The 25,866-nt window shown below is 37.9% G+C and carries 19 protein-coding genes; 17 read left to right on the forward strand and 2 right to left on the reverse strand.

The genetic code is table 11. The annotated features are described in order from the left end of the window. Positions 1-6 precede the first annotated feature (6 nt). From ACUNWD_RS19525 to ACUNWD_RS19570, 10 genes are all read left to right on the forward strand, one after another. Positions 7-1,422, forward strand: a complete 1,416-nt coding sequence (locus tag ACUNWD_RS19525; protein WP_445589547.1) for a sialate O-acetylesterase — start codon at positions 7-9, stop codon at positions 1,420-1,422. A gap of 115 nt (positions 1,423-1,537) precedes the next feature. Next, complete coding sequence (locus ACUNWD_RS19530; RefSeq protein WP_445589548.1) at positions 1,538-2,326, forward strand: polysaccharide deacetylase family protein; 789 nt, start codon at positions 1,538-1,540, stop codon at positions 2,324-2,326. Between the two features lie 57 nt (positions 2,327-2,383). Next, positions 2,384-3,385 carry an alpha/beta hydrolase gene (locus ACUNWD_RS19535; protein ID WP_445589549.1) on the forward strand — a complete coding sequence of 334 codons (1,002 nt, stop codon included), beginning with the start codon at positions 2,384-2,386 and terminating at the stop codon, positions 3,383-3,385. A gap of 494 nt (positions 3,386-3,879) precedes the next feature. Then, positions 3,880-4,536, forward strand: a complete 657-nt coding sequence (locus ACUNWD_RS19540) for a hypothetical protein (RefSeq protein WP_445589550.1) — start codon at positions 3,880-3,882, stop codon at positions 4,534-4,536. 288 nt (positions 4,537-4,824) lie between these two features. Continuing rightward, positions 4,825-5,367: an RNA polymerase sigma factor gene (locus ACUNWD_RS19545; RefSeq protein WP_445589551.1), complete on the forward strand. Its 543-nt coding sequence runs from the start codon at positions 4,825-4,827 to the stop codon at positions 5,365-5,367. Positions 5,368-5,441: 74 nt separating this feature from the next. Next, complete coding sequence (locus tag ACUNWD_RS19550; protein ID WP_445589552.1) at positions 5,442-6,422, forward strand: FecR family protein; 981 nt, start codon at positions 5,442-5,444, stop codon at positions 6,420-6,422. 169 nt (positions 6,423-6,591) lie between these two features. Further along, on the forward strand, positions 6,592-9,930 hold the full coding sequence (locus ACUNWD_RS19555; RefSeq protein WP_445589553.1) for a TonB-dependent receptor: 3,339 nt from the start codon (positions 6,592-6,594) through the stop codon (positions 9,928-9,930). Positions 9,931-9,951: 21 nt separating this feature from the next. Continuing rightward, entirely contained in the window at positions 9,952-11,454 is a 1,503-nt protein-coding gene (locus ACUNWD_RS19560; RefSeq protein ID WP_445589554.1) for a RagB/SusD family nutrient uptake outer membrane protein, read from the forward strand. Positions 11,455-11,722: 268 nt separating this feature from the next. Further along, entirely contained in the window at positions 11,723-13,162 is a 1,440-nt protein-coding gene (locus ACUNWD_RS19565; protein ID WP_445589555.1) for a sulfatase family protein, read from the forward strand. 44 nt (positions 13,163-13,206) lie between these two features. Beyond that, the gene (locus tag ACUNWD_RS19570; protein WP_445589556.1) at positions 13,207-14,541 is read left to right on the forward strand and encodes a sulfatase family protein; all 1,335 of its coding nucleotides are present in this window, start codon (positions 13,207-13,209) and stop codon (positions 14,539-14,541) included. A gap of 96 nt (positions 14,542-14,637) precedes the next feature. Here ACUNWD_RS19570 and ACUNWD_RS19575 read toward each other — a convergent pair whose 3' ends face one another. Then, on the reverse strand, positions 14,638-16,215 hold the full coding sequence (locus ACUNWD_RS19575) for a sulfatase family protein (protein WP_445589557.1): 1,578 nt from the start codon (positions 16,213-16,215) through the stop codon (positions 14,638-14,640). Positions 16,216-16,372: 157 nt separating this feature from the next. On the opposite strand from ACUNWD_RS19575, the gene ACUNWD_RS19580 reads away from it, so the two are divergent. The 5 genes from ACUNWD_RS19580 (at position 16,373) to ACUNWD_RS19600 (ending at position 22,899) form a co-directional block, all read left to right on the forward strand. After that, a complete protein-coding gene (locus ACUNWD_RS19580; RefSeq protein ID WP_445589558.1) occupies positions 16,373-17,617 on the forward strand; it encodes a M48 family metallopeptidase in 1,245 nt (414 codons plus the stop codon). Between the two features lie 57 nt (positions 17,618-17,674). Beyond that, entirely contained in the window at positions 17,675-18,049 is a 375-nt protein-coding gene (locus tag ACUNWD_RS19585; protein WP_445589559.1) for a four helix bundle protein, read from the forward strand. Positions 18,050-18,117: 68 nt separating this feature from the next. After that, positions 18,118-19,380, forward strand: coding sequence for a competence/damage-inducible protein A (locus ACUNWD_RS19590; protein ID WP_445589560.1), 1,263 nt, complete (start codon positions 18,118-18,120; stop codon positions 19,378-19,380). Continuing rightward, positions 19,370-21,856, forward strand: a complete 2,487-nt coding sequence (locus tag ACUNWD_RS19595) for a hypothetical protein (RefSeq protein ID WP_445589561.1) — start codon at positions 19,370-19,372, stop codon at positions 21,854-21,856. The genes ACUNWD_RS19590 and ACUNWD_RS19595 overlap by 11 nt, the downstream gene beginning before the upstream one ends. Positions 21,857-21,885: 29 nt before the next feature. Continuing rightward, on the forward strand, positions 21,886-22,899 hold the full coding sequence (locus ACUNWD_RS19600) for a glycoside hydrolase family 43 protein (protein WP_445589562.1): 1,014 nt from the start codon (positions 21,886-21,888) through the stop codon (positions 22,897-22,899). Positions 22,900-22,955: 56 nt separating this feature from the next. On the opposite strand, the gene folE is transcribed toward ACUNWD_RS19600, so the two are convergent. Then, complete coding sequence (gene folE, locus ACUNWD_RS19605; RefSeq protein ID WP_445589563.1) at positions 22,956-23,690, reverse strand: GTP cyclohydrolase I FolE; 735 nt, start codon at positions 23,688-23,690, stop codon at positions 22,956-22,958. A 273-nt stretch (positions 23,691-23,963) separates the two neighbouring features. On the opposite strand from folE, the gene ACUNWD_RS19610 reads away from it, so the two are divergent. Together ACUNWD_RS19610 and ACUNWD_RS19615 are read left to right on the forward strand one after the other, a co-directional pair. After that, the gene (locus ACUNWD_RS19610; protein ID WP_445589564.1) at positions 23,964-24,359 is read left to right on the forward strand and encodes a VOC family protein; all 396 of its coding nucleotides are present in this window, start codon (positions 23,964-23,966) and stop codon (positions 24,357-24,359) included. A gap of 94 nt (positions 24,360-24,453) precedes the next feature. Further along, positions 24,454-25,770: an alpha-L-fucosidase gene (locus tag ACUNWD_RS19615; RefSeq protein WP_445589565.1), complete on the forward strand. Its 1,317-nt coding sequence runs from the start codon at positions 24,454-24,456 to the stop codon at positions 25,768-25,770. Positions 25,771-25,866 lie beyond the last annotated feature (96 nt).

Genomic DNA, 25,866 nt, shown 5'->3' on the forward strand with positions numbered 1-25,866 from the left:
CTCACAATGAAAATAAACATAAAAAATATTTTAACTTATTTGGCATTAAATGCTGTTTTAAGTTTTAACTGTATTGCTGAAGTTAATCTACCTGCAATTTTTAGTGACAACATGATATTGCAACAAAAGTCCGAAGTTGCCATATGGGGATGGGCGAAAGCTAATACTAAAGTTATTGCGACTGGTTCGTGGAATAAAAGGACTATTTCAACTAAAAGTGATGCAAAAGGATATTGGAAATTGAGTATGCAAACGCCACAGGCTGGCTATACCCCTTATACACTCACCATTAGTGACGGGAAGGCTGTTGTTTTGCAAAATATTCTTATCGGAGAAGTTTGGCTTTGTTCAGGACAGTCTAACATGGAAATGCCGATGAAGGGGTATCCTGGCCAACCTGTTGACGGAGGTCCGGAGGCAATTGTGAACTCATCAAACAACGGAATAAGATGTTTTACTGTAAAGCATGTATCAATATCCACTCCGCAAGACGATTGTGAGGGTACATGGGAGATAGCTGGGCCAGAAACAACGCCTGATTTTTCAGCTACTGGTTACTTTTTTGGCAAGATGATTAATAGGGTGTTGAATGTGCCAGTTGGATTGGTCCATACTAGTTGGGGAGGTTCACGTATTGAAGCCTGGATGACACCATATTCATTGAAAGATATCCCAGAAAAGGAAATACCCGAATCGGATAGAGACATAAAAATACCTAATGGAACACCAACTGTCTTGTTCAACGGTATGTTACACCCGCTTGTAGGCTACGGAATACGGGGTGCGATATGGTACCAGGGGGAGTCAAATCGTGAAGAGTCGGCGCTTTATGTGAAAATGTTTGATAATATGGTTCATGAGTGGCGCCAGTTGTGGGGAGTTGGAGAATTTCCATTCTATTATTGTCAGATAGCCCCTTATGATTATGGAGATAATCTTAATTCGGGTTACATTCGTGAAGCACAGACAAAAGGCATGTTGACGCCGAATACAGGCATGGCCGTTCTAATGGATGCCGAAAGCCCTGATTGTATCCATCCACCCAAGAAAAAGGACGCAGGAGAGCGTATGGCGCTTTGGGCGTTGGCTAAAACTTACGGTATGGGAAAGATGCATTACCGCAGCCCGGAAGTTAAAGCTCTCGAAATAGAAGGACGGGTAGTCGTCGTTTCGTTCGATTATACAGGATCAACCGGACTTACAACATACGGCAAAGAAATTACGAGATTCATAGTTTCAGGCCCAGACAAACGTTTTTTTCCGGCAAAAGCGGCTCTAGTAGGAGACAAGGTCTACCTTTTCTCTCCATATGTGGCCCAACCTGTTGCCGTGCGTTATTGTTTTGACAATTCATCGGCGACAGAAATATTCACGGTGGAAGGCAATTTGCCATTACCGTCATTCCGCACTGACGATTGGTAAATATTCACATTGCATCTTCTGCGTTAGAAACAGAACCTAATTTAACTGGGCACAGATGCATTGTTTATAGCGAAGGTTGAGAGTTATCAAGTAGTAAAATAATATTTTAAAGATTATGAAATACTTTTTTATCGTTCTTTTCTTTTTGTCAATTTCTATGTGCGGGAATAGTAAGATTATTAAAATGAAAATCCCGGACAAGCTTGTTGTTCTTACGTTTGATGATGCTATTGCCAGTCATTTTTCGTTTGTCGCTCCCTTGTTAAAGCAGTACGGATTTGGTGCCACATTCTACGTATGTGAATTTCCTCCAAATTTTAACGATAGCACAAAATATATGAACTGGAGGCAGATAAAGCAACTTGATAGAATGGGATTTGAGGTTGCAAACCACACTCGCGATCATCCACTTTTATCGCATTTAAATTCAGTGCAGATATCCGATCAGTTAGAATATATTGAGCAAAAGTGTGACTCTTTGAAAATTATGAAGCCTGTGACTTTTGCCTATCCAGCTTACGATCTAAATCAGCAGGTGTTGAGGATATTAACGGAAAAAGAATATTCATTTGCCCGAGTTGGGGGAGACCGACCATATGATCCTTTGGCAGACAATCCGTTGTTAATTTCCAGTTGGTCGATGAAAAGCACTAATAAAGAACAAATATACAAAGCCTTCAAGGAAGCTAAGGGAGGTAAAATTGTGGTTCTAACCATTCATGGCGTACCTGACGTTGAGCATCCTTGGGTCAATACGTCTCCGGAGCTGTTTAAAGAATACATGCAATACTTGTCTGATAACCATTATAAGGTAATATCGCTTAGAGATTTAAAAAAGTATATTAATGCACGTGAGGCATTGGAGCAAATCTCTCCCAGCTTTGACAAAGTGCTACGAAATTGATCACGCAAAAGTGATCTTTTAATATCGGAAATATCAATTATTAAATTAATGTAATTCATGACCTCAATGAAAAAAATAGGTTTTACATGCTTGTTACTATTACAACTCATCATTTCTGTAGAAGCGCAAACCGTGATACCGCTTTATTGCGGTTGCATTCCGGGAGAAAAACCTCACGAGGATAAGGAGTATAGTGAAAATGGGATTTATTTTGCAGTTTCAAAACCGGATCTTACGATCTATCTGCCTCAAAATGAGAGTCGAGATAGAACGGCTGTTCTGATTTGTCCCGGCGGTGGGTATCAGGCTGTTTGCGCTAGTTATGAAGGGCATAAGATTGCTCGGGAAATGAATAAAAAAGGAGTAGCAACTTTTGTGTTAAAATACCGCTTACCCAGTGACAATACTTGCGATAATAAATCGTTAGCAGCTTTGCAGGATGCACAGCGAGCTGTTAAAATTATTCGCGATAATGCGGAGGATTGGGGGATTGATCCCAATAAAATTGGAATTATGGGATTTTCGGCTGGAGGTCACTTGGCTTCAACTGCGGGCACACATTTTTCAAAAACTTATATTGAGAACGAGGAAGAAACCAGTCTGCGACCTAATTTTATGGTGCTTGTTTATCCTGTCATTTCTATGCAGAATGGATTAACTCACAGCGGTTCACGCGAGGCACTTCTCGGCGTTAGCCCGGATGCTGAATTAGTGAATCTCTTTTCAAATGAAAAACAGGTCACAGAAAATACTCCAAGAACGTTTTTAACGCATGCTGAGGATGATGATGTGGTTCCGGTTGAAAACAGCATTCGTTTCTATGAAGCATTAAAAGTAAATAATGTTTCGGTGGATATGCATTTATTCTCAAAAGGTAAACATGGTTATCCACTAGAACCGGCAGCTTCGAATTGGCTGGGATACGTGTTTAAGTGGATGCAAGAGCAGCAACTTCTCAATAAAAACGAAAGCACGAATTATGGCAGACTGGAAGGAAAACAGGGGGTCAGTGGGGGCTATTCCATACAATGTTCAGCATTACGATCAACTATTGCCTGATGATGTGGATATTGAGTTAATTCCATATGGGTGTACAACGCTAAGGATTACCGAATTTCCAATAAGATAAGTTGACAGCTTTAAACACTTTCCCAAAGTTTAAAACTTTGGGAAAGTTACATGCCAAGCACACATCCATTTGCATAGAGCGACGCCATTTTTATACTAAGCAACATAAGAATTGCCCAGAGCGACCCCTCAAATGGCCGGAGCGACCTCAAAAATAGGTTGAGCATACATATTTTTGTTCGGAGCGACCTCTAAAATGCCAAAAGCAAGCACACTTTTATGTTTTTTAATAAATAGAAGGGCAAGTTGTTTATAGCATTCATAAATGTATTGATCATAATACACGAGAAATAATCCCGTTTATGAATTAAAAATAGGTGTTCATCAAAAATACAGGGGTGTTCATGTATTTTTCATAAAATACAACGATCAATAATATGTATGGTGTTAACTTGACATATGTTTAACCCCTAAAATCAGTCAATATGGGAAAAAGTCAAAGTATTAACGACTTTATGGAAAAATGCCGGATCGTAATCTGGAATGCCTCAAGTGATGAAATCATCCGCACCCGTATGGAACCATTTGGTTTTGATGAAGCACGGCATGAAGCCAATAAGAACCTGTTCAATGAAACAACAGCATTGATCTCAGAAAATGAGACGGAACATGCTGAGTGGAAAACTGCCAGCGAAGCCTTCAATAATGCACAGGATTCAGCGAGGGAGGCGTTTAGTAAAATTAGGCAATCCTTAAAATTCTGGTTTGATGCCAGTTCAGCAGAGGCAATTGCACTGAACCTGTACAATGACAAGATTAGTAAATACACTGATTTTACACAGGCTGCCAGTTCCTTTTATACAAACTTGCTAACAATGGAAGAAGTTCTGGGCAAACTTGCGCCTTTTGGCTTTACACCTGAGTCAATACAACAGTTGCTGGATGACATTTCAAATTTGGATATTTTGAAGGAAAACCGCGAAAAAGAAAGTGGGGATGCCCAATACACGGTTAAGGAACGAAACAGCAAAATTGATCAGCTTCGTGAGACCGTTTCGGATATAATCCGCCTGGCTAGATTAATTTTTCTGGACGACGAAGCTCAGTACCTTGAAAAATTAGGTGTCATGGTACGTTCATAAAACGCCTTGGTTAGGAACTCTGCCAAACCTCATCTTAAATTAAAACGCTCCTCAGAAACACATTCTGAGGGGCGTTTTATTTTTTTTACAATTTGCTACCGCGTTAACTTTCGTATGTTTTATTCTTTCAATTATAAATATCCGCAAAAGCAGGTTTTTAAATACAAATGCGATATGTTTTTAAGTTACTTCCCTCATTATCGTCATTTTATTTATATTCGTAAATGTATTTCGTGTAGGCAATAAAGCAACTCACGTTGACTATTTAAGATATAACCGACTTTTGCATTGGAAAGTAAAGATCAAAATAGCACGCCCTTAAATTTTATTATATCTGACTATTCTTCTTTTAATCAGATATTCAATCTCTACTATTCTCGTCTTTGTGCCTATGTGTTCGAAATAACTCAGAATGCAAATGCATCAGAGGATATTGTGCAGGAGGTTTTTATCAAACTTTGGAATGGGCGGGACAAGCTAATTATTACAGAAAGTATTTTTGCTTACCTATTAAAAGCATCACGTAATGGAGCTTTCAATTATTTGAGAGGGGAAGCGTCTCGAAAAAAGACAATGGAAGAGTTCCCTCAAGATACTGGAAGTTCTATAAATGATGCGCTTGAAGAGCAGGAGTTTATCGATTTTGTAAAACAATGTATTGACGAGTTACCCGAACGAAGTAAACAAGTTTTTCTAATGAGCCGATTTGAAGGGTTCAAACAAAAGGAAATTGCAGAAAAGTTGGGAACATCGATAAAAACGATTAAAAATCAAATCTGGAAATCACTCCAGTACCTAAAATCTTGCCTCGAAACGAAGGATGCTATCTAATTATTTCAAAAAAAACTTACCATTCGAATAGGACCATTTTTGTTGAGCTGTGTCTTTCTTGTAAACGCATGAAAATGGAACCAGAAGGGACAGTTGTAGATCAGATTGTTGATGAGCTTACAGGAGAGAGAAACTCAAAGGCTGAAACAGAGGGTTGGCTGAATAAATCACCTGAAAATAAAGTTACTTATTCCAGACTTCAGAAAATTTGGAAGGCTGCAGGATTTATTTCAACTATGAATCAATTCAATAATGATCATGCTTGGACCAATCTTAATCAGTCAATACAGAATCAGAACTATAAGAAGTTGAAAATGCAAAAAATTGCCTACGCACTTTCAGGAATGGCAGCTTCATTAATTCTTATTCTTAGCTTGGGTTTTTATACAGGACTGCTTTCTGTCGAATCGAATCATATGCAGTTGGCAACTGGTTATGGAAGCCAAACATCACTTACTCTTCCTGATGGATCAGAGGTGACATTGAACTCAGGATCAGAAATAGATTACCATTTTAATAAAGTTTCAGGTACAAGGGAAGTTTCGTTTGGAGGCGAAGCTTTTTTTGAGGTAGCAAAAAGTAAAGCGCCCTTTATTATTCATACTTCGGAAGGTATGAACGTGAAGGTGTTGGGTACCAGTTTTAATTTGTCTGCTTATCCGGAAGATATATTTATAGAAACAACTTTGGTGGAAGGGAAAGTAGAACTTACCAATTCCATTTGTGAAAAATTAATACTGTTGCCGGGTCAGGTTTCATCTTATAACAGGTCAACAAAAGAACTTACGTCAAAAGAAACGAACCTTACATCCAAGATGGGATGGTTAAATCATAAAATATACCTGGATAATACTTCATTATCTAATCTTTCTAAAAAACTTGAACGACGATTTGATGTGCAGATTAAGTTGATACCAAGAGGAATAGGAGAAGAAATTCATTATACTGGTGTATTGGAAGAGGTTACTGTTATGGATGTGTTTAACGCACTATCCGTTTTAAGTGATATAAATTATGAAATAAAAGGAAGGGAAATTATAGTTATGAAAAAATAGATGTAAAATGAAATACGGAGAATGTTGGAGCATCCTCCGTATCAGTCAGATAATAACGCCTGATGCTGTAACATTAGGCAACTTTATTAACTAAAAGCGAATCAAATTTATGAAAAAAAAATGTGAATTGAAGAGCCCTTTGATTAGGCTCCTTAAAAAGTTAATGTTTATGGCAAAGCTCACTAGCTTGTTAATTCTCGTTTTTAGCATTCATTTGTCGGCTTCTGTGTATTCACAGAATACCAGGTTAAGCCTTGAATTGAAGCAAAAAACAATCAAAGAAGTACTTCAGCAAATTGAACTTGAAAGTGAATTCAGATTCATTTATGAAAATGAAAAGATCAATCTGGACCGAAAGGTGAATGTTCAGGTGACTAATCAAACGGTTGGTGAAATTTTAAATGATCTTTTTAAAAATGAGCCAGTTGAATATACAATTACAAAGAGTAACCTGATTTTAATTAAGCCAACAGGTGGGCAATTTAATAGAAACGGAGAAAGTCAGCAGGCTAAGACAATTAACGGAGTCGTCACCGACGAAACTGGAGCATCTATGCCCGGGGTTACGATACTAATAAAAGAAACGACAAATGGTACAATCACCGATTTTGAAGGTAAATATTCGATTAGTGACGTGCCTCCGAATGCTGTTCTTATATTCTCATTTGTTGGTATGAAAACACAGGAAATTGAAGTAGGAACACAGTCGAGTATTGACGTTGTTATGCAGGAGGATGCAATTGGGATTGAAGAGATTGTGGCAATTGGCTATGGAACTCAGAAAAGAAGGGATCTTACTGCTGCAATTTCAACAGTAGATAGTGAACAACTAAGCAACCGACCGATAACAAATTCCACACAAACACTTCAAGGTACAAAAGGTATTTACGTAAATCAATTGGGTGCACAGCCCGGAAGAAGTGATGCAACAATCCGTATTCGCGGTTTGGGTACTTTAAATAATAATAATCCGCTGGTTTTAGTAGATGGAGTAGAATTTTCTTTGTCAGATGTTAATCCGAACGATATTGAAAGTATTTCGGTATTGAAAGATGCAGCAGCTGCAGCAATCTACGGATCAAGAGCTGCAAGTGGGGTTGTTCTTGTTACAACTAAAAGTGGTGAAAGAACAACAGGCTTTCATGTCACCTACAATAACTATTTTGGAATGGAACAAGTTATTGGTTTGCCGAATTTTATAACTGATCCGGTTCGGGTTCTCGAGTTAACAAACCTGGCAAAAAGCAATGCCGGTGAACAACCCTGGTACAGCAACGATTTGATCGAGGAATACAGACAGGGAATGGAAACGGATCCAATTGTTTATCCACACAATGATTGGTTTGACATCATGTTTAATACCGGGTTTATACAAAATCATAATGTTAGATTTTCTGGATCCGCTGATAAATACAATTTCTCATTATCTGTAGGATACCAGGATCATGATGGTGCTTTGATGGGTTCCAACTCGGACAAATACTCGATCTCATTAAATTCAAGAGCCCAAATAACTGACAAATTCTCCATTGGTATGATTTTTAATGGGCAACTTAATGTATTCGATGAAGCTTTGGCTGGCTCTTCATATCTTATGAACATGATATTTAAAAATGCAGGTTTGGGATATGAACCTACTTATACAGCCGACGGGAAATATGCAAATCACTGGTTTATTACACCTGGGCACTATCAATTCCGTAATCCTATAGCAGTAGCTACTGAAGGTATTAATAATCATCGAAATGAACACTATTATTTTATATTGGATGCCCAATATGATTTGCCGGGAAATTTCACCTACAAGGTAAAAGGTTCATATTCAAAACAAAACAATTTAAATACACAATTTGAACCTCTGGTGTATCAGTATGATGCCAAAACCGGTGCAAGCAAAACAATATTAATTGCTGATGCTTCTGTTCGAAGGGCTGAAAAAAGTATCGTAAACAATTACGATATAAATTTTAATCAAACACTTGCATGGAACAAGTCTATTGATGCCCATACGATGAATGTATTGGTTGGGGGCGAAGTGAAAGAATTTAATTACAACAATTTGTGGGGTTATATCGAAGGCTTTTTAGGTAATGGACTCACCACATTAAATGCAGGATCGACTGGACCTCAAACTTCAGGTACCAATTCCCGAAATTCACTGATGTCTGTATTCGGACGTTTGGAATACAATTATGATAGCAAATACCTGTTCCAGGGGAATTTCAGATACGATGGTTCTTCGAGATTTGCAGAAGGTCGAAAATGGGGGATGTTTCCATCGTTCTCAGCCGGTTGGAGAATTGGACAGGAAGATTTTATGGAAGATGTATCCTGGATGGATGATTTAAAAATCAGAGCTTCATGGGGGAAGCTAGGTAACGAAAGAGTGCCATCCTTCCGCTATGTGAATTTGGTAAATCTTGGATATGACTACAGTTTTGGTAGCACAATTGAGCCAGGTGCTGCTATTGCGATGTATAACGATCCAAAACTTACATGGGAAACAACAACTACATCGAATATTGGAATCGATGCCTATTTGCTTAATAATAGTTTGAATTTTAGTTTCGAGGTTTTCAAGAAAAGAACTTCTGACATTTTGCACAATGTGAGTATACCTACTCAGGTTGGAGATTTAACGGGTCCAATTAAGAATATTGGCGTTGTCGATAATAAAGGATATGAATTTGATCTAACATACAGAAATAAAATTGGTCCTGTTTCTTATGAGGTTTCAGGTTCAATTACCAGCATAAAAAATAACGTGGTCGACTTAAATGGTGAGGTTGTTTATGAATACGGTGATCGTTCTCAGGGAGGTACAATTATTAAAGAAGGCTATCCAATACAATCTTATTATTTGTTGCACGCCATTGGTATTTTTGACAGTCAGGAAGAAATAGATAATAGTCCGTTCCAAACAGAGGACACCAAACCAGGTTATTTGAAATTTCAGGATACAAATAATGATAAAGTTATCAATCAGGATGACAGGGTAATTATGGATAAAAATCGTATTCCGGATTACACTGGTTCATTTAATTTAAGTTTGACATACAAGAATCTACAAGTGTCTGCATTTTTCAATGGCGTAAAAGGCGTTTATACTTTCAGAGCTCAACCGGGAGATGTGCCATTCTGGTATGGTACCGGAGTTACGGAAAAATGGGTAACCGACTCATGGACACCTGAAAGGAAGGATGCAAAGCTACCCATATTAACAACCTATGAGGATGGTGTAAACACAAATTTCAGAAGTTCTGATTTCTTGCTACAGGATGCTTCTTATTTGAGACTTAAGAATCTGCAAATAAGCTACAATTTACCGTCTCGTATCACAGAGGCAATAAGGGTTAATTCTGCTAAGATTTTTGTTAATGGTGAAAACTTATGGACGCTGACAAAAATGGATACGTACGATCCTGAAAGGGATATGGGAACTGATAATTCATTTTATGATTATCCAAGTGTGAAAACGTTTACTTGTGGAGTTGAAATTGACTTTTAATTTTTTTAAAACTAAAGAATCATGAAAAAAATATATATAATTCCAATATTTATAAGTATCCTACTATTTTCAGCTTGCGAAGATTATTTAATAACAGTTCCTTCTGATCAGTATACTGTAGAGAATTTCTGGAGTTCTGAAGAAGAAGCTCAGGCTGGATTAACAGGTGTTTACCAGGTTTTGAGAGGATATCATGCGAATCAAATTTTATACAGTTCGCAATTAAGTCCAAACTCTTCCCGATTTGATGACCCGGGTGGATGGAGGAGTCTTGCCCGAGGAGTTGCTCAAACAACCAACCCATTATTTCAATCAGCCTGGGATGCCAATTACAGAGGAATTGGTAGAGCAAACACTGTTATTGATAATGTGAATCCAGAAAACCTTGCAGACACTGATCTTTCTGTTATTACACAGATTATAGCTGAGGCAAAATATTTGCGTGCTTTCTTTTATTTCGATTTGGTAAATAAATTTGGAGGTGTTCCATTAATTCTCGAAACTCCAGATAACGCAATACATGGAGAAATGGGGCGTAATGAAAGAAGCGAAGTTGTCACTCAAATTTTAAAAGATTTGAATGATGCCATTGCAGCACTCGCTAACGACAATGATCCTGGTAGGGTTACAAAAGGCGCAGCTTTAGCTTTAAAAGCGAGAGTTCTTTTGTACGAAGAAAGTTGGGCGGAAGCTGCAAGTACAGCTCAACTGGTAATGGACTTAGCTAAATATTCATTGTTTCCAGACTACAGAGGTTTATTTATGTTGGAAAATGAAAATAATTCTGAAGTTATTTGGGATATACAGTTCAAATTGACTGAATTTGGTCATGGGTATGATGACGCAGTGGATCGCCACAGTAATAATTCGCCATTGAAGGGACTGGTTGATTCCTACTACATGACCGACGGAATGTCAATTCAGGAATCATCAATGTATGATTCTGCTGATCCGTATGCAAACAGAGATCCGCGCTTGTATCAAACAGTCCGCTTGTTGGGGAATATGTATAATGGAAATATCGACACGGAGCAGCAACTTGATCAAACAGGATTTGGTACAAAAAAATTCACTACTTACAGCGATAACAATCAAATAGCTGAGATTCCCGGTGGGAAAAGTGAGGTAAATCCAATCGTAATAAGATATGCAGAAGTTTTACTCACTTATGCCGAAGCAAAAAACGAAGCTGAAGGGCCGGTAGAGTCAGTTTACAATGCTCTTAATCAATTACGAAATCGTCCAACAGTTAATATGCCTGATTTTCCAGCAGGGTTGACTAAGGATGAAATGAGACAGGAAATTCGCAATGAACGAAGAGTAGAGTTGGCAATGGAAGGAAAATATTTAGAGGATATTAAGCGATGGAAAACTGCTGAAGTAGAAATGAATGGTCCGGTGTATAATTCGGAAGGTGATGTATATGAGGTTCGCAAATTCGATCCTAATCGTGACTATTTGTGGGCAATTCCTTCGCAGGAAATAGATCTGAACTCAAATTTGGACCAAAATCCAGGTTGGTAGATTTGAAAACCTGAAAATTTTCAATGGAATCTGTATTGTCATTCGGAGATTTTATAAAAATATTTTGAAAGAAGTATCAATTAAAATTTCTGAATGGCAATATTTTTCTTTCGAGCTTTAATTTTGTTATCGATGATTAATTTTCAGAATTTTGAAAACAAACTATATGTATTCAAAACAATATGAAACAAACATAAATGAGGGATAGGCTTTTTTTATTGTGAATTCTAATAACTAATTTCCCAACTCAAAAAAAAATCTGAATATCATGAAATTCTCAAAACGTATGTTATCTGCATCTTTGTTTATGCTGGCGGGTGTTTTTTTATTTAGTAGTTGTTCAATGAAAGAGAAGGATCGAAGCGCTCCAAATATCGTTTTAATTTATCTGGACGACATGGGATACGGTGATTTAACTATTACCGGTGCTAATGATTATAGTACACCAAATCTCGATAAAATAGCCAATCATGGAATGTTTTTCTCCCATTATTATTCGCCACAGGCAGTATGTAGTGCATCTCGTGTCGGTTTGCTTACTGGCTGTTATCCGAACCGTGTAGGAATAAGCGGAGCGCTAAGCCACAGGTCAAAAACCGGAATTTCAGATGACGAAGAAACGATAGCACAGGTGTTGAAAAAGAAAGGATATGCTACTGCTATTTTTGGTAAGTGGCATTTGGGTTACCAAAAGCAATTTCTTCCAACAAACCATGGTTTCGATGAATTTTACGGTATTCCCTATTCTCACGATATGTGGCCACTTCATCCAACAGGAACATATCCGGAGCTTCCTCTTTATGAAAACGAAACCATTGTTAATTCAAATTTGCAACCTGAAGATGTAGCTCATTTTACAGCCGATTTTGTAGATAAAACTATTGATTTTATGAAACGAAATCAGGATAAGCCGTTTTTTGTGTATTGGCCCAATCCGCTGCCACACGTGCCGCTTTACGCTTCTGAGAAATTTAAAGGAAAATCAAAACAGGGAATTTATGGCGATGTCATGATGGAAATAGACTGGGGAGTTGGGGAAATTATGAAGGCACTTGAAGAAACCGGTTTGGATGAAAATACGCTTGTTATATTTACCTCAGATAATGGCCCATGGCTGAATTATGGCGATCACGCTGGCAGTACCGGTGGATTGCGTGAAGGAAAAGGCACATCTTATGAGGGAGGGCAGCGTGTGCCTTGTTTAATGATGTGGAAAGGTGTAATTCAGGAAGGGGTTGTGTGTAACAATCTCGTTTCGGGTATTGATATTTTACCTACGTTGGCCGCTATTACAGAAGCTCCCCTTCCAAAAAACAAAATTGATGGAGTAAACATTTTACCGCTCTTGAAGGGCGACTTTGCGGCAAATCCACGAAAGGATTTTTACTATTATTATCGTCGAAATAATTTGGAAGCTGTCCGCAATGAGTCATGGAAACTTGTTTTTCCACACCCTGGCAGAACATACGAAGGCTTTCAGCCTGGGAAGGACGGAATGCCGGGGGCATTGAACGAGAACTTTTCACATGAGGGTGGGTTATACGACCTGCGCCGCGATCCGGGTGAGCGATACGATGTTAGTGAATCTAATCCGGAGATTGTTAAAATGCTTGAAAAAATTGCAGAAGAGGCCCGTATTGATTTGGGAGATGATTTGACTGACAGTCCCGGGAAAAACCGTCGTAACCCAGGACGAGTTACTGACTAACATTGAGCGTTGAATAGTATTGATAAAAACAAAATAGTTGTAGAATGAAACTTACAAGTAAATTATTTGCGATTGCTGTATGTCCTTTAATAACTGGTGTTTCCTTTGGACAAGGAAGTCAGGACGCTGAAAAACCAAATGTCATCATTATTTATGCTGATGACCAAGGGGCGATCGACTTAAATTGTTACGGAGCGAAGGACTTGGTCACTCCGAATATGGATAAATTAGTTACCAGTGGTATAAAATTCACGCAATTTTACGGTGCGCCGATTTGCTCACCTTCACGTGCAGGTTTGTTAACAGGGAAAACACCTCAACGAGCTGGAGTTCCGTCGAATGTTGGCCCGTTAAATGGAATGCCAACAGAGCAATATACAGTTGCTGAAATGTTTAAAGATGCCGGTTATAAAACTGCTCATATTGGTAAATGGCATTTAGGTCATACGGAAGACAGGCTCCCGAATGCGCAGGGATTTGATTATTCCTTTGGACATCACGGTGGATGTATCGATAATTACTCTCATTTTTTCTTTTGGGCAGGTCCGAACAGACATGATTTGTATCGAAATGGAGAGGAAGTCTACTATCCGGGACAATATTTCCCCGATTTAATGGTCAAAGAAGCTTCTGCATTTATTGAAGAAAATAAAGCAGCTCCTTTCTTTATGTATTATGCGATGAATACTCCCCATTATCCGTATCAGGGATATGAAAAGTGGTTGGACTATTACCGGGAAAAAGGAGTTGAATATCCGCGTGATTTGTATGCTGCATTCATTTCAACGATGGATGAAAAAGTTGGAGAACTAATTCAAAAATTGGACGAGTTGGGATTGCGAGAAAATACAATTATTGTATTTCAGTCAGATAATGGGTATTCAACAGAGGAACGTGCTCACTTTGGTGGAGGAAATGCCGGTGTGTTGAGAGGATCCAAATTCAGTCTTTTTGAAGGAGGGATTCGTGTTCCGGCAGCTATAAGCTGGCCTGGTAAATTAAAGTCAGAAGAAGTACGAGATCAGATAGCTGTTAATGCAGACTGGATGCCAACTTTGGCTGAACTATGTGGAATAAATTTGAATGGAGATGATTTGGATGGGAAAAGCCTGGTTCCGGTCATTGATAATGAAAATCAAGAGTCATTTCATAATCAGTTTTGCTGGAAAAATGGAAAGCACTGGGCTTCCAGAAAAGGGAATTGGAAACTACTTGGAAATCCGATGATCGAACATTTTAAGTTTGAGGCCAAAGACTCGCTTTTCTTGGTTAACCTGACTGAGGATCCGGGAGAAATGACTAACCAGGTTAATCAATTTCCAGAGAAAGTTAAAGAACTTAAAGCTCAATATGAGAAGTGGTTGCTTCGCAATCAATAAAAAATAATTGCCTATTCCTGTCTTTAATAAGAAGGCTGGAATAGGTTTTTTCTTTTTTAAACGTGTGTTTTAATCTCGTTAACGATTTTCTATTTTTTATTCCAATTTCTCTTTCTCAATATCACTTTGATTGATCCAACCAGCTTTGATATCTTCGCCAGACATAAAGCGATTATAAAAATTCCGGGACGGTTCAGAGTAGGGGTAGCTGTCAAAAATATCGCCGTTCCCGAAAATACGAGGGTCACCTTCTGCTTTTAATTCTGAAGTCATTTGTTCCACTAATTCTGCTTTTATTTTTTCGAACTCAGGATTATCAACCAGGTTATTTAAACATTCAGGATCTTCAGATATTTTATACAATTCCTCTGCCGGGTTTTTGCCAAAATTCAAATCCCAATATTTACTTTTTCCGTTGCTTCTGCGGTCATTTAAAATCCAGCTTTTGGTTGGCGAACCGTCACAATTCATATAGCCTGTTTCAGGGTTTCCTGCAGGCCATCTTTCCGGGTGGAAGTTGCGAAGATACAGGTACTCATCTGTTACTATTCCCCTGATCGGATACCCCTGATCATCCGGCCGCCCCAAGTCATGACGTTCCTTTCCGATTACCATAAAATCCCGTCCTTTTGCATCTGTTTCATCAAAAAGCAGAGGAACCAAACTGTTCCCTTCCAATTTTTGCATGCCGCTTTCACTTTCGAGCAGGCCTGCAACATCCAGAAAGGTTGGGGCAAAATCTGTGAAACTTACAAAATCCTTGATAACTCGCCCCGGGTTTTTTATCCCTTTTGGCCACATAATTGCCAGTGGCAGGTGATTTGAAAGTTCGTATTCCTGACCTTTAATTCTGGGGAAAGGCATCCCATTATCAGCGGTAACAACTATGATCGTATTGTCAAGCATTCCTTTTTCTTCCAAAAATCCAATCATTTTATTTAAATGTTTGTCAAAATGCTCAATCTCAAAAGCATAATCCAGCATATCGTGTCTTACTGTGTCATTGTCAGGCCAGAATCCAAAAACGTGATCAACATCATCGAGATTTTTCCCTCCCAGTTCAACACCGGTTTTAAATTCGTACCGACGATGTGGTTCGTGAGATCCATACCAAAAACAGAAAGGTTGCCCTTCCTTGTTTGCCTCCAGAAATTTTTCAAAATTGGCTGCATAGTCTACATTCGAAATGGATTTTGTTGGTGGAGTAAGCTTAATGTTGCTAAATGAGGGACCTAACAGTTGCCGTTGCTTGCCATCAACTTCGCCGGGATCGCCGGGAGCCCAGCCTTTTGCCGTGTATCCAATAAAATATCCAACATCTGTTAGAGCTTCAGCATAGGTCTTGAATTTTACTGGGAAGTAAGGAACGTGATTGGCTGCTTCTTCCAATTGCCACGAGTTACGACCGGTAATAATGCATGCCCTGGATGGGGCACATTTCGCATTGGGAGTATAAGTATTGGTGAAAAGAACACCCTCGCGTGCGACCCGGTCAAATGCCGGGGTTTTAACCCAGTTACAGCCATAAGCGCCTGCATGAGGGAAAGATTGGTCATCAGCTATACAAAATAAAATATTGGGGCGTTCATCTGTTACTTTTTGCTGTTTGCACGAGATAAAATTAACGGCAACTACAAAAAATAAAATTGTGATTTTAATTTGGTTCGTTTTCATCGTTTGGATTTGTTGACTACTAAGATAATAGCAAAGTTTTATTTTACACTGCCAGTTCCGATGATTGTTCTTTTGGATATTAATACTACAGCCTAATTATTCTCCAAATTATCTCCTCTTTTTCTACCTTTGGGTTCAAATTAAAATTTGCATAAAAATGGCTGAAATTTTATTCTGGATTATCATCGGTATTTTGATTTTTGATTTTGTGTTGGAGCGTTTCCTTGATTATTTAAATACAACTCGCTGGAGCGATCAATTACCGGATGAAGTGAAAGGAATTTATGATGAAGAGAAATATCGAAAGCAACAGGCATATTCAAAGACCAATCATCGATTTGGAATGTTAACCAGTTCTTTCAGTTTTGTGTTGATTCTGTTGATGTTTTTTCTTGGAGGTTTTGCAATGGTTAATAACTGGGCGCTTTCCGTTTCCGATAGTCCAATTTGGTCTGCTTTAATTTTCTTTGGCATTTTATTGCTTACATCAGATATTTTAACGACTCCATTTTCTATTTACAGCACATTTGTTATCGAAGAGAAATTTGGGTTTAATAAAACCAAAGCCAAGACTTTCATTTTGGATAAAGTGAAAGGTTGGTTGCTAGGTGGAATTATCGGCGGTGGATTAATGGCGCTGATCATTTTTATTTATATGAAAACAGGTGAGATGTTTTGGATTTATGTTTGGCTGGTGATTTCGGGGTTCTCCATTTTTATGGCGATGTTTTATTCCAGCCTCATTGTTCCTCTTTTTAACAAACAAACTCCGTTGGAAGACGGAGAACTCAAACAGACCATTAATGATTTTGCAAACAAAGTTGGTTTCAAATTGGACAATATTTTTGTGATTGATGGCTCTAAACGTTCGACCAAGGCAAATGCCTATTTTACCGGTTTGGGCAAAAAGAAACGAATTGTATTGTATGATACTTTGATCAACGATATGGAGATTCCTGAGTTGGTTGCAGTGCTTGCTCATGAAATTGGACATTACAAAAAGAAACACATCATTTGGAGTCTCATTCTTGGAATCATTCAGACTGGATTTATGCTGTTTATTTTCTCATTGGCAATTGATAGTCCCGAGCTTTCGCAAGCCCTGGGAGTAGAGAAAACAAGCTTTCACATTGGGCTGATTGCGTTTGGTATTTTGTATTCGCCATTGTCTTCTATTATTGGAATTGGGATGAATGTCTTTTCAAGGAAAAATGAATATGAAGCAGATGCTTTTGCCGCTCAAAATTATGATGGAAAGCCATTAGCAAACGCCTTGAAAAAATTATCAGTGAAAAACCTAAGCAATTTACGGCCTCACCCAGCTTATGTATTTTTTCACTACTCGCACCCAACGCTTTTACAACGATTAAAAGCATTAAGGGAGGAGAAGACGAGAAGATGAGAGGGTGAGAACGTCGGGATATAGAGCGAAATATTATTCACCTCATTTTAAAATAATATGGAACTAATAAAAACTCACAGGGATTTGAAAGTATATCAGCAATCATTTGAATGTGCGATGAATATCTTTGAACTATCAAAGTCATTTCCCAAAGAAGAAATTTATTCTTTAACCGATCAAGTTAGAAGATCATCTCAATCGGTTAGTAGTAACATCGCAGAGGCTTTTAGGAGGAGAAAATATCCAAAATCATTTTCCAATAAATTGAATGAAAGTGAAGCAGAGGCGGCTGAAACTCAAAATTGGTTGGATTTTGCATTGAATTGTGGTTATCTTGATAAAGATAATTATCAAAAGTTAAATAGTGAGTACGACCATGTTATTGGGATGCTTGTAAATATGCAAAAGTATCCGGAAAAATGGAGCATTTAATTAAAATTTTGAGAAGATAACAACTCACATTTTCACATCTTCTCAAAGCACATTTTCAATCTAGAGATATGAAGGCAGAAATAATTACCATTGGAGATGAAATATTAATCGGACAAGTTGTCGATACTAATTCAGCGTGGATCGGGGAGCAACTTAACCTGAATGGCATCGAAATTCACCAAATAACTTCTATTCACGACGATCTGACGCAAATACTTGAAGCTTTTGAAAATGCAAAAAAGTATGCTGATTTGGTTTTGATTACCGGAGGACTTGGACCAACGAAGGATGATATTACAAAAAAAGCTCTCTGCGATTATTTTGAGTGCAATTTAGTTTTGAATGAACAAGTTTTGGAGCATGTAACCAGCATGCTTTCCAGAAGAAATGTTTCAATTAATCAGTTAAATCGCGATCAGGCATTGGTGCCGGAAGCTTGCACGGTTTTGCACAATCCGAATGGCACAGCACCCGGTATGTGGTTTGAAAAGGATGATACTATTTTTGTTTCAATGCCTGGAGTTCCTTTCGAAATGAAAGAATTAATGCAGCTGGAAATTTTACCTCGGTTGCGTGAAAATGGGAAACTAAAATCGATCTATCACCAAACAATTCATGTACACGGAGTGCCGGAATCAATGCTTGCAGAGAAAATTGAACATTGGGAAGATGCGCTTCCTTCCTTCATCAAATTAGCCTATTTGCCCGATCAGTTAACAGTTCGTTTGCGACTAAGTGCATATGGAACTGACATGAATTCATTGAAGAAGGAAGTAGACGAACAAATTCAAAAATTACAGAAAATTATCCCCAATGATATTGTTGGCTATAATGGAGATTCGCTTGCGAGTGTTACAGGCGAATTATTAAAAAAATACCGTAAAACATTGGCATTGGCTGAAAGTTGTACCGGAGGAAATATTGCCCATTTTTTAACTTCAAATGCTGGGAGTTCGGCTTATTTCCTGGGAAGTATTGTAGCATATGCCAATGCAGTAAAAATAAATCAGCTGGGTGTTTCTCCGGAAACACTTGAAAAATATGGTGCAGTAAGCAAGAATGTTGCAGAGGAAATGGCAGTAGGTGTTAAAAGAGCGTTGGGAAGTGATTATGCCATCTCCACTACAGGAATTGCAGGTCCTGATGGAGGCACTGATGAAAAACCGGTTGGAACTGTTTGGATTGCAATTGCAGGACAACAGAATGTGTATGTAAAACGTTATAATTTTGCACATAACCGCGAACGCAATATATTGCGTTTCACGCAGGCGGCTATCAATTTTTTACGTCAAACCATGTTAACAGAAAACGATAATAACCATGAAAACTAAAAGGATTTTTATTGCTCTGATTTTAATAATTGCAGTGCTTCTGGCAGCTGTTATTATTTTGCCTGTATTATTTAAAGATGAACTGGTGCAAAGAGTTAAAAGTGAAATCAACAACAATGTGAATGCAAACGTTGATTTTGCCGATTTAAACATCAGCTTGTTCCGAAGTTTTCCAAACGTTCAAATTGAATTAGAAGCGCTTTCAATTACTGGCAAGGAACAATTTCAGGGAGATACATTGTTGGCAATCGGTTCTGTTGCAACCGATATTTCCTTGTCTGATTTATTTAAAATGAAGAGCAATGGTATGCAAATATCAAGTTTGTATGTCACAGCAGCTCAAATTAATTTGCTTTCTACCGCTGATGGATTTTCAAATTGGGATATAACGCTTCCGGTTGAGGCTACAAAGGATCAGCCGCAAGAGGAGAGTAGTTTTTCTGTTTCATTGAACGACATACAGATTACGGGTTTGAACCTGAATTATGAGGACGAGATTTCCACTGCAGTTGTTCGGTTGAAAGATTCGAAGATGAGTGCTACCGGCCTGTTAAAAGGAACTGTAACTACTTTTGATTTTGATGCAGAGGTTGGCGAATTTGTTGTTGAATACGATTCTGTACAATACATTGCCAATACAACTTTAAAGGCAAAAAGCCAGCTTGAAGCCGATTATGAAAAGATGAGCTTTATTCTTGGCGAGTCAACTTTATACTTGAATGAACTTCCGTTGGATTTAGGCGGCAAGATTGAAATGCCTTCAGATAGCATCTATTTTGATATCCAGTTTAAACAACCCGGAAGTGATTTTGAATCGTTGCTGGCAATGATTCCCAAAGATTATCAATCTTATTTGGAGGGAGTTAACACTTCTGGTGATGCAGGCTTTGAAGGAAGTGTAAAAGGATGGTATTATGAGGATAATTATCCCCAGATTAACAGTCACTTATTTATTAAAAATGCCAGTTTGCAATATGCTGACCTCCCTGAGAAGATTCAGCAAATCAACCTGGAAACTACGATAGATAAACCTCAGGGAGACTTGAATTTGCTGACTGTACTAATTGAGAATGCTCATGCTCAAATTCGCGACAATCCGGTAAGCATGAATTTGAGTTTGAAAAATTTGATTGAAGATGCAGCGTTTGATGGTAATTTCAATGGGAAGATCAATTTTAATAACCTTTCGAATGCGATACCCATGGACAGTATTGAGTTGAAAGGAGTGATGGAAGGAAAACTGGCTCTTAAAGGAAAGATGTCGGCAGTTGAGAAAAATGACTTTGCGCAAATCGCTTCTTCCGGGAACTTTAATTTTAGCAACTTTAGTGTGTTGACTCCTCAGATTTCACAACCTGTTGCAGTGCAATCCGGGGCTGTGGTGATTAATTCACGAACGATTCAATTGAAATCTTTTAAAGGAAATATCGGGCAAAGTGATTTTGTGGTGAATGGCGATATTACCAATTACCTGCAATACTTATTTAACGATCAGGAACTGAAAGGGAATTTCAAGTTGAATTCGAATTTGATGAATTTGAATGAACTGGCAAATCTAATGGTTGATGAAGCCCAAACAGAAGCAGCTGCAGAGGATGAAATGCTTGCATTTAGTGTTCCTGGTAATCTTGATCTGACTTTTGCGTCAACAATAAGCAGGGCACTTTTTGATAGGATGGATATTCAGAATATTGATGGAGTGATAATTGTTAAAAATGAAAAACTCAGTTTGAAACAACTGGATATGGATATGCTTAGAGGTAAATTAACAATTGATGGTTCGTATCAAAATAACCCTGAGAACAAGCCACTATTCGACTTTAGCATGAATATTAAATCTTTTGATATTCATGCAGCATATCAGTCGTTGAGCATGATGCAGCGTTACATGCCGATTGCTGCAAAAAGCCAGGGAAATATCTCGTCTCAAATAAAGTTTAATGGACGATTGAATGAGAAACTGGAGATTATTGCTTCGACCATGGATGGAAATGGTTTTTTCAATACGCAAGATTTGCAAATACTCGACTCTCCAACTTTCGATCAAATTAAGAACTTCATAAAAAAGGAAAAGCTTAAAAATGTTCGTGTTGAGGATTTTACAGCGAATTTCAATATTGAAGATGGGAATTTATTGTTGAAACCATTTCAAACAAAAATTGCAGATCAACAAGCTACCATTTACGGAAATTTGAATGTTGAGAACCTGTTAAATCTAAATATGGATTTCAAAGTAAATAAAGACGATCTGGGGGCTGATATTACCAGTGCTCTTGGTTTTTTGCCTGGAACCGAAAATATAAAGCTTTTGGATGTGTCCGTTAAATTGACCGGACCGGTTAAGGAGCCAGAAGTTAATTTGGATTTAAGCAAGGCCCGAAAGCAAATTCAAGAAGAAATCAAGAAATCATCTACTGAGGAAATTCAAAAATCAGTGAAGAAAATAGGTGATCAATTAAAGAAAATATTTAATTAATAGTCATATAATCAACATCATTCAATCAAATGAAAAATTACTTTTTGCTACTTATAGTAGTCGCTTTATGGTCTTGTTCTGCACCGCAGGAAGAAAAAATGTCAGGTAACCCGATATCTGAAGGTTGGTATGCTGATCCGGAAGTTGCAATACTGGACAACCAATATTGGATTTTCCCAACTTTTTCAGCAAAGTATGAAGAGCAGGTTTATCTGGATGCTTTTTCATCCAAAGACTTGGTTAACTGGAAGAAGCATGAGCATGTAATTGATACAGCTATTGTGAAATGGGTGAACAAAGCCATGTGGGCGCCATCTATCATCGAGAAAGATGGCAAGTATTACCTGTTTTTTGCGGGGAATGATATTCAAAATGAAACGGGCCCGATGTATGATGAGAAACTTGGTGATAAAAATAAGCAAGGTGGAATTGGAGTTTGCGTAGCTGATAATCCTGCGGGACCTTATAAGGACTTATTAGGGAAGCCGTTGATTCAGAATTTTTATAATGGAGCACAACCAATCGACCAATATGTATTTAAAGCGTTGGACGGAAAATATTACATTGTTTACGGTGGTTGGGGGCATTGTAATATCGCACAGATTAGTGACGATTTTACTTCGTTGATCCCATATGAAAATGGCGATTTAGTGAAAGAAATCACTCCTGAAGGATATGTGGAAGGACCAACATTCTTTACACGTAACGGAAAATATTATTTTATGTGGTCTGAAGGTGGATGGGGAAATTCCAGTTATAAAGTTGCCTATGCAATTGCAGATACTCCATTTGGGCCATTTAAACGATTGGCAACGGTTTTAGAGCAGGATCCTGAAATTGCGACTGGTGCGGGACATCATTCGGTAATGAATATTCCGGGTACCGATGATTGGTATATTATCTATCATCGCAGGCCAATTCCAAATCTCGATCGTGACCACCGCGTTGTTTGCATTGATCGCATGTATTTCAACGAAGATGGTACGATAAAACCAGTGAAGATGACCTTTGAAGGAGTAAAACAAAGAGAGTTCGGTAGGTAAAATAGAAAGGAGGTTCCAACGCTGGAACCTCCTTCACTTTTTACCTAAAGCTCTAATTAACTCCCCAATGAAATATATTTTAAGAATTCTTCCTTTCTATCTTTCTCTTTAAAAATTCCCCCATATTCAGCAGTAACTGTCGAACTGCTTTCATCTTCGATTCCGCGAGAAGATACACACATGTGCTTTGCATCAATCAACACAGCTACATCTTCTGTTTTCAGTATTTTCTTTAACTCATCTGCAATTTGAACAGTTAGTCTTTCCTGCACCTGGGGCCTTCTTGCAAAATAATCAACAATACGATTAATTTTAGATAAGCCAATTACCTGCCCACTGGAAACATAAGCTACATGTGCTTTTCCGACAATTGGCAAGAAATGATGCTCGCAGGTGGAATTGAGATTGATATTCTTTTCCACCAACATTTCACCATATTGAAATTTGTTATCAAATACCGATATTTTCGGTTTGTTCGCTGGATTCAATCCATTGAAAATTTCCTGTACAAACATTTTTGCAACACGATGAGGTGTTCCATTCAAACTGTCATCAGTTAGGTCAAGCCCAAGGGTATCCATGATGTCTCTAAACTTGTCTTCAATGATTGCCATTTTTTGTTCGTCCGATAAATCAAATGCATTCTTTTTAAGCGGAGTATCTATCGATGTACCAATATGATTATCACCAATTATGTCAAATCCATTAGTTCCATTTGCATGAGTTGATTTATTTTTCCCGTTCAATCGAACGTTTGAGTTATTTGTTTTTACGAATCCACTTACTTTCATATCATCCTCCAATTCTTTTAGTAATTACCAGAACACTGTAGTTGCGGAAAATGTTTAATCATTTGGGTGAAATAATAAACAAAAATGAATAAAAATCTATTTCACAGTGTCTTAATATCAAGTTAAAAACAAGAAATTATCATTAAAGTTTAATGGTTTTTGACTGATTGTAGAACGTGTTTTACAGGTTGATGTACTATTGAATGGAATTTAATACCTTTGTGTCTGATATTAAGCTTGTTTGGAAGTAGTTACTTAAACTTTTGAAATGCTATGGAAAATAAATTAGTTGCAAATATCGGAGGTATATTCATTCATTGCGAGAATCCTGAAAAAGTTGCGAAATGGTATAAGAACAATTTAGGTATTCAATATGAGTTTGCGGAAGAATATGGAACTAGATTTTGCATGTTTTTCTATCTGGAAGAAGATACCAAGCGTAAAGCCTATCTGGTATTCTCCTATATGAGATCAGATCATCCAATTCCCAAAAATCGCTCTTTTACACTGAACTTACGGGTTAATAATTTAGGTGAAGTCATTGTCCGCTTAAAGGAAAATGGAATTGATGTTAAAGGGCCAAAGGTTTTCCCGGAAGGAAAATTTGCCTGGCTTACTGATCCTGAAGGTACACCAATTGAACTCTGGGAAGATACCACTCTCAAATAGTGAATTTTTGACGGAAAATAGTAGGGGGCTGATTCAAAATATTTTGTAATTTAGTCAGCACAACACAGCACAGATTAATCTAAATAACTAAACCATGAACAAACTAACTACATTTATTTTTTTATTTGTTTTAAGTATTACTGCTTTGGCTCAAAAGGATTATACACCTGCTAAAGAAAATCTTGAGAATCGCGAGTGGTTTCAGGATGCAAAATTCGGCCTGTTTATTCACTGGGGCGCCTATTGCACAATGGCTGGTGGCGGAGATCAGGGAATTGCGGAATGGATTATGAACCAAAAGAAGATTCCAATCAGCCAATATGAAAAATTACCCACATTTTTTAATCCTATAAAGTTTGACCCTGCCGCATGGGTATCAATGGTTAAAAAAGCTGGAATGAAATACATTACCATTACCAGCAAACATCATGAGGGATTTGCAATGTATGACTCAAAAGTTAGCGATTATAACATTGTAGATCGCACACCGTATGGGAAAGACGTCATTAAAATGCTAAAAGATGAATGTGACAAACAAGGAATAAAATTGTTTTTCTACTATTCTCAACTAGATTGGCATCATCCAGACTATTTCCCAAGAGGAAATACAGGTCGCGGCTTTACTGGTCGCCCACAAAGTGGTGATTGGAACAAATACATTGACTACATGAATGCTCAACTAACTGAACTGCTTACAAATTATGGTGAAGTAGGTGGAATTTGGTTTGACGGTATGTGGGATCAATGGGATGCAAATTGGAGATTGGATGAAACGTATGCATTAATTCACAAGCTCCAACCTGGTGCCATGATCGGTAGCAACCACCATAAAGCGCCAATCCCAGGCGAAGACTTCCAAATGTTTGAGCGAGATTTGCCTGGTGAAAATACGATGGGATTTAATCAAACTGGTGCAATTTCTGATCTGCCTCTTGAAATGTGCGAAACACTGAATGGAAGCTGGGGATTTAATTTGGTCGATCAAAATTATAAATCGTCTAAAAAGTTGATTCAAACTATGGTGAAAGCAGCAGGTTATGGAGCAAACTTTCTTTTAAATACTGGTCCAATGCCTAGCGGACTGATTCAACAGGAAAACATTGATACTTTAATGGTAATGGGGAAATGGATGGATAAATATGGTGAAACAATTTATGGAACCAGAAAAGGGCCAATCAAACCTTTAAATTGGGGCGCAACTACCCAAAAAGGAAACACTGTATATTTGCATGTGATTCAGTTGGCTGAAGAAAACTTATTAATTCCCAATTTGGAAAGCAAAATCAAATCAGCTGTTTTCTTTGATGATAACTCCAAGGCAAAAATAAAAGTTACCGAATTTGGTACGATGATCCACATTCCGTATGATAAACGCAATCCAGTAGATACCATTATAAAAATTGAAATTTAGGATTTTATAGCGCATAAGAAAGAGGCTGTCCAAAAAGTCGATTTATCTTCTGATGATTTGAATATTTAGAAACAGAATCAGATAGGGATACAAATA

It is taken from the genome of Sunxiuqinia sp. A32 (assembly GCF_052690465.1).